Annotated in this window: 5 protein-coding genes; all 5 read right to left on the bottom strand. The window is 54.0% G+C overall.

The window, feature by feature from the left end:
• Positions 1-1381, bottom strand: a 1381-nt coding sequence (locus ACVBEF_RS20450) for a trypsin-like serine peptidase (RefSeq protein ID WP_447125754.1), incomplete at its 3' end; no start/stop codon positions are given.
• A 250-nt stretch (positions 1382-1631) separates the two neighbouring features.
• Positions 1632-2684, bottom strand: a complete 1053-nt coding sequence (locus tag ACVBEF_RS20445; RefSeq protein ID WP_447125753.1) for an L-threonylcarbamoyladenylate synthase — start codon at positions 2682-2684, stop codon at positions 1632-1634.
• Positions 2684-3895, bottom strand: a complete 1212-nt coding sequence (locus tag ACVBEF_RS20440) for a 5-(carboxyamino)imidazole ribonucleotide synthase (RefSeq protein WP_447125752.1) — start codon at positions 3893-3895, stop codon at positions 2684-2686. The genes ACVBEF_RS20445 and ACVBEF_RS20440 overlap by 1 nt, the downstream gene beginning before the upstream one ends.
• Positions 3892-4398: a 5-(carboxyamino)imidazole ribonucleotide mutase gene (gene purE, locus ACVBEF_RS20435; RefSeq protein ID WP_447125751.1), complete on the bottom strand. Its 507-nt coding sequence runs from the start codon at positions 4396-4398 to the stop codon at positions 3892-3894. Before purE ends, ACVBEF_RS20440 begins: the two co-directional genes overlap by 4 nt.
• Before the next feature lie 14 nt (positions 4399-4412).
• Entirely contained in the window at positions 4413-5309 is an 897-nt protein-coding gene (locus ACVBEF_RS20430) for a phosphoribosylaminoimidazolesuccinocarboxamide synthase (protein WP_447125750.1), read from the bottom strand.
• Positions 5310-5352: the final 43 nt, after the last annotated feature.

Genomic DNA, 5352 nt, shown 5'->3' with positions numbered 1-5352 from the left:
TATCGATAATCGGTTCAGGCTCAACGCTATCGTCAATGACCGTATCGATAATCGGGTAACTCACCGGCACCACGCTGCCAAAGTCTGGCGCAACTTCTCTCCAGATATACTGCATCATTGCGGCGAAATTTATCTTTAGTGAGCCATCGTCCGGCGTATATCCACCGTTGTGCAGACCGACAACCGTATGCGTATCGCTGTTAGTGACGGGGGAGCCAGAGGTGGCGCCCGACGTAGGGCAGCTATATCTTATATTTTCTTCGATTGTTTCAAAGACATAATCAAGCTTGCAGGATTCGCCATCGGGCGTGATTGTGGCAATCGTTTTCAGGACGACTTCGTCATTCTCATAACCCACATTCGGATCAGTACCATGCTGAGGAATATAAATTCCCTGCCCTTCTGTAGCGGTAGTGATATCCAGGCCAAGGTAACCGAAGGACTTTAGCTTAGCGACATCCTCTGGAGACACCTGCAATTCAAATAACTGGTAATCCAAATCTCGGCCAGAGTTGCTACGCAACTTTTTTTTCGCCGCGAACTTAACAGGCGCTTTGCCGCGATCAAGATGAGGGCGTCTGAGATCGTGTTTGCAGTTGATATGTTCATGGTCAAACCACACTTCAACTTTACTGTCGTCATGGCTGTCTTTAAAGACATGATGGTTGGTAAACATCAAAAACCGCAGGCCGCCATTTTCATCTTTCATAGGCTCACCGACACGCCAGGCGCTCCCATACGAACCATATCCTTGTTCATTCGGATTGTAGTTATTGACCAACGCTATCGGCCGCGAATAATGATAGATCGCCTGTTTTTCCAGGTCGTCTTTATCGTCGTTGAAACATGCCGGACGTATCCGTAAATTAGGAACATGCTCTGCAGTAGCATCTGGCGGGGCACGCATCACAACAGACTGAGTCGTCGTGTGATATTGATCGATGACAACGCTATGCTGCGCGGAATCGAAACTTCCGCTCGGGTCCACAATCTCCAGAACAACCGTCTCGCCTGAAACCGACATCGCCGGCATCAATCCCTGCAAGTCGCGCCTGACAGTATCGTTCGTATAACGATAGCGTTCGCCGCTAACCGGATGGGAAAGCTCTACATAAGCACCGTCCGGTAATGAAAACGCGGAAAAATAAACTTTGATGTACTGCGCATTCGGGCTGGTGAGTATGGTGCGCATAGCCTTCTGATCTTGCAACGCAATGCCCGACTTGGCGACATCGATTTTGATTTGCTGTGCTTTACGCGCTTGCGGGCTTTCTTTTTTGACCGCGACCGGAAGATTTTCCGGAGTGGCATGCACCGTTTGAATAAGACTACCGAAGATGAGTGCGATGCTCAGCGAGATAATGTGTTTGTTGTATTTCATGGCTCTTTGACAAAATAGTGTGGACTGAATTGTTATCGGCAGGCTATGCAGTCACACCAGATATCAACGAACGGCGTAAATGGCTTTACGCAGAAGCACTATTTTGAGTGGGAGGAGAAAAATTTGGAACGCGACACTACCGTATAGCGCTTAAGAGAAGCGCCGGTCGGGGGCAAGAGTATTCTTGAGAATGACCGCCAACAAGGCTGAAACGTTGACGATGTCGTGTTGAGTTGGGCGTCGTACTTTTTTATATTCCGGCAGCGTCAGTCGCAACATACGCAGCACGGCGTAGGCGATCATTGATTCCTTGCCATGCGATGTCCTGAGGCGGCATCTCAACGATGATCAAATCGGCATTGGCCTGATCCAATTCGCGCAGTGCGGCATAGAGATGATGCGCGTAACCGTGTGGCTCACCCGGCATCGCATAGTGCGCTACTGTCAGCGAGATATTGTCGGCATCCATTGAATAAGAAATCAACGCCATCCGTTTGCCGGCCTGATGCAATTGCGACAAAGTCGCCGATAAGTTCTCCGGCGTGACCTGCAGTACCGGCGTGCGCGGTGCGTAATGCGATTCCAGCGTGCCGGAGGCGCGTGGCGCACTGGCGTCAGCCGCCTGCACGGGCATACCCAGTACTGCCGCAATTGCTGCGGTACTAATGTCGCCCGGGCGTAATAGCACCGGACCGTGCGTTGCCATGCGCGACAGATCGATGATGGTCGATTCAATGCCGACTTCGCTTTGACCACCATCCAAAATATAGCCAATCGGAGAATCAGGACCGTCGCCAAATTCATCGCGTACGTGTTGCGCGGTGGTGGGGCTGACGTGACCGAACTTGTTAGCGGATGGCCCGGCAATGCCACCCTTCCCGCCTTTAAACGCACGCAATAAAGCTTGCGCAACAGGATGCGATGGGCAACGGATACCGATTGAAGTCTGACCGCCGGAAAGAGCGCTGGAGATGTGCGCGGCACGCTGCAAAATCAGCGTTAGCGGACCGGGCCAAAACGCTGCCATCAATTGCTGTGCTTGTGGCGGGATCGCCTGCGCCCAATAAGCGATATCGGCTTCTGGTGCGATGTGGACGATCACCGGATGATTGGAAGGGCGACCTTTGGCGGCGTAAATGCTAGCCACCGCAAGCGGATTTTCAGCATCCGCGCCAAGGCCATAGACCGTCTCGCTCGGGAAAGCCACCAGCTCACCGGCCTCCAACTTACGGACGGCAAGCGTGATTGCTCGCAGGTCAATTAGCACGGGAGCGTCCATATCCATTGCGTCCGTTACGTTCATTACAAGGCAATCCCGAGAATCGTGCAGGCCTGCACCAGTTGCGCTTGCGCTTGTGCAAGGGTGGGCGCAACAAAGGTGATGTGGCCCATCTTGCGAGCACGGCGTGCTTCGGCTTTGCCATACAAATGCAGCGCAGCACCGGGTAAGGCCATGATCTGATCCCAGGCCGGTTCACGGATGTGATCGCTGTCATCGGCAAACCAGACATCGCCCAAAATATTGAGCATCACTGCCGGAGAATGTTGCCGCACGTCGCCCAACGGCAGACGCGCCATCGCCCGTACCTGCTGCGAGAACTGACTGGTGATGCAGGCGTCTATCGTGTAATGCCCGCTGTTGTGCGGACGCGGGGCCATTTCATTAACCACCAACGTGCCGTCTTGCAAGACAAAAAATTCAATACACAGTACGCCGACATAGCCCAGCTGTCCTGTGATGACCAGCGCCGCATCTTGCGCCCGCTTAGCCGCATCCGCGCCAACATTTGGCCCCGGCACAGTGGTGGTGAACAGAATGCCGTCGCGATGCACGTTCTCGGCAATCGGATAGACCACTGCGGCCCCATCGACGCCACGCGCAACCAGCACCGATACTTCGTAGGCCAGCGGCAGCATTTTTTCAAGCACGCAATGGACGCCGTTCATGTCAGCATAAGCGCTGCGCAATTCATCCAGAGTCCGCACTCGGGCCTGACCTTTGCCGTCGTAGCCGAGCCGCACGGTTTTCAGGATGCCGGGCAGCAGATCGGCTGGCACGCTATCTATATCGGCCATGCACGTAATGACTTGATACGGCGCAGGGGAAACGTGCGATTGCGCGCTGCATTGCGCGAAGAATTCTTTTTCGGCGACGCGATCTTGGGCAATCGAGACGCAAGCCGCTTTAGGCGCGATGAAAATACTGTCGGCCAAAAATGCCAGACTGTGATGCGAGACATTTTCAAATTCAGTGGTGACAGCCACGCACAGCGATGCCAATTCAGCCAGGCCAACTTCATCATCATAGTCGGCTAAAACGTGTCGGTCGGCGACGTGCGATGCAGGACAATCCTGGGCCGGTTCCAATACCGCAACCTTGTAACCCATCTCTTGCGCGGCATGCGCAAACATGCGACCCAACTGACCGCCGCCCATCACGCCTAACCAGGTAGCGGGGGTGGTGGTCGGGATCAATGGCGTGTCGCCAGAGCTAACGATGTGCTGACTACTCATACAGGAGGTAATTTCATATCAAGGGCAATTTGGGTCTGCTTTACGCGGTACGCCAGCAGTTTTTCGGCCAATGCATCATCAGTGCACGCCAGCATCGCGATCGCCGACAAGGCTGCATTTGCAGCGCCCGCTTCACCAATCGCATAGGTTGCCACCGGAATGCCTTTGGGCATCTGCACGATAGACAACAACGAATCTTCGCCGCGTAAATACTTCGATGGCACCGGCACGCCCAATACAGGCACAATCGTTTTAGCCGCCAGCATGCCCGGCAAATGGGCAGCACCACCGGCTCCGGCAATAATCGCCCGCAAGCCGCGTGCGCGGGCCGTCTCGGCGTAAGCAAACATCTGATCTGGCATGCGATGCGCTGAAATAACCTGCGCTTCATGTGCGATGCCGAACTCCGTCAATATGGCAACCGCGTGTTGCATCACATCCCAGTCAGAGGACGAACCCATGACGACGCCGATCAGCGGTGTGTTTTGTTGGCTTGCGTGCATCATTGCCTCCTTCATTAATCTTTTAGTTTTTCACCAGTCAGGCGCTCTAACGCTTCCCGATATTTTGCGCCGGTTTTTTCGATGACGTCTGCCGGTAAGGTCGGCGCAGGCGCGGTCTTGTCCCAGCTGGTAATCGTTTCCAGATAATCGCGCACAAATTGCTTATCGAATGACGGCGGAGAAATCCCGACTGCGTAGCTATCGGCTGGCCAGAAACGGGACGAATCAGCGGTTAACACTTCATCCATCAAATGCAGTTTTCCGTTCTGGTCGAGACCGAATTCGAATTTGGTATCGGCAATGATGATGCCGCGTGTTGCCGCGTATTCGGCGGCGGTTTTGTATAACGCAATGCTGATCTGGCGTATGGTCGCTGAGAGTTCAGTGCCGATCCGACGCTCCATGTCTTCATAGCTGATGTTCTCGTCGTGATGGCCCATGTCAGCTTTGGCCGCTGGTGTAAAAATCGGCTCATCAAGCTTGGCCGCTTGCTGCAATCCGACTGGCAAGGTCACGCCGCAAATCGCGCCGGTGGCCTGATAATCTTTCCAACCTGAACCGATAATATAGCCGCGCACCACCGCCTCAACCATGATCGGCTCCAGACGTTTGGCAACGACGGCACGGCCACGGACTTGCTCTGCTTCATCGGGTGCAACCACGCTTTCCGGGTCAATGCCGGTCAGATGATTGGGCACAATGTCGGCAAGCTTCTCAAACCAGAAATCACTCATCTGATTCAACACTTTGCCCTTGCCAGGAATCGGCTCGTTCATCACGACATCAAAGGCCGATAAACGGTCTGTGGTCAGTATCAGAATTTTGTCTGCGCCGACGGCGTAGTTGTCGCGCACTTTTCCGGTACCCAGCAGCGGTAAAGAGGTAATCGAGGATGTTAATAGGCTAGTCATGCTTGCTCCAAAAGTAGAAACCAGACGGGGACAAATATCGCCG

The sequence above is a fragment of the Glaciimonas sp. GG7 genome (assembly GCF_052976905.1).
This window is presented reverse-complemented; position numbering and strand designations above follow the sequence as displayed.

What these genes read in the sequence shown, in the direction of transcription:
- ACVBEF_RS20445 (WP_447125753.1), bottom strand. Translation starts at nt 2,684, where the DNA reads ATGAACGTAACGGACGCAATGGATATGGACGCTCCCGTGCTAATTGAC.
- ACVBEF_RS20440 (WP_447125752.1), bottom strand. Translation starts at nt 3,895, where the DNA reads ATGAGTAGTCAGCACATCGTTAGCTCTGGCGACACGCCATTGATCCCG.
- purE (WP_447125751.1), bottom strand. Translation starts at nt 4,398, where the DNA reads ATGCACGCAAGCCAACAAAACACACCGCTGATCGGCGTCGTCATGGGT.
- ACVBEF_RS20430 (WP_447125750.1), bottom strand. Translation starts at nt 5,309, where the DNA reads ATGACTAGCCTATTAACATCCTCGATTACCTCTTTACCGCTGCTGGGT.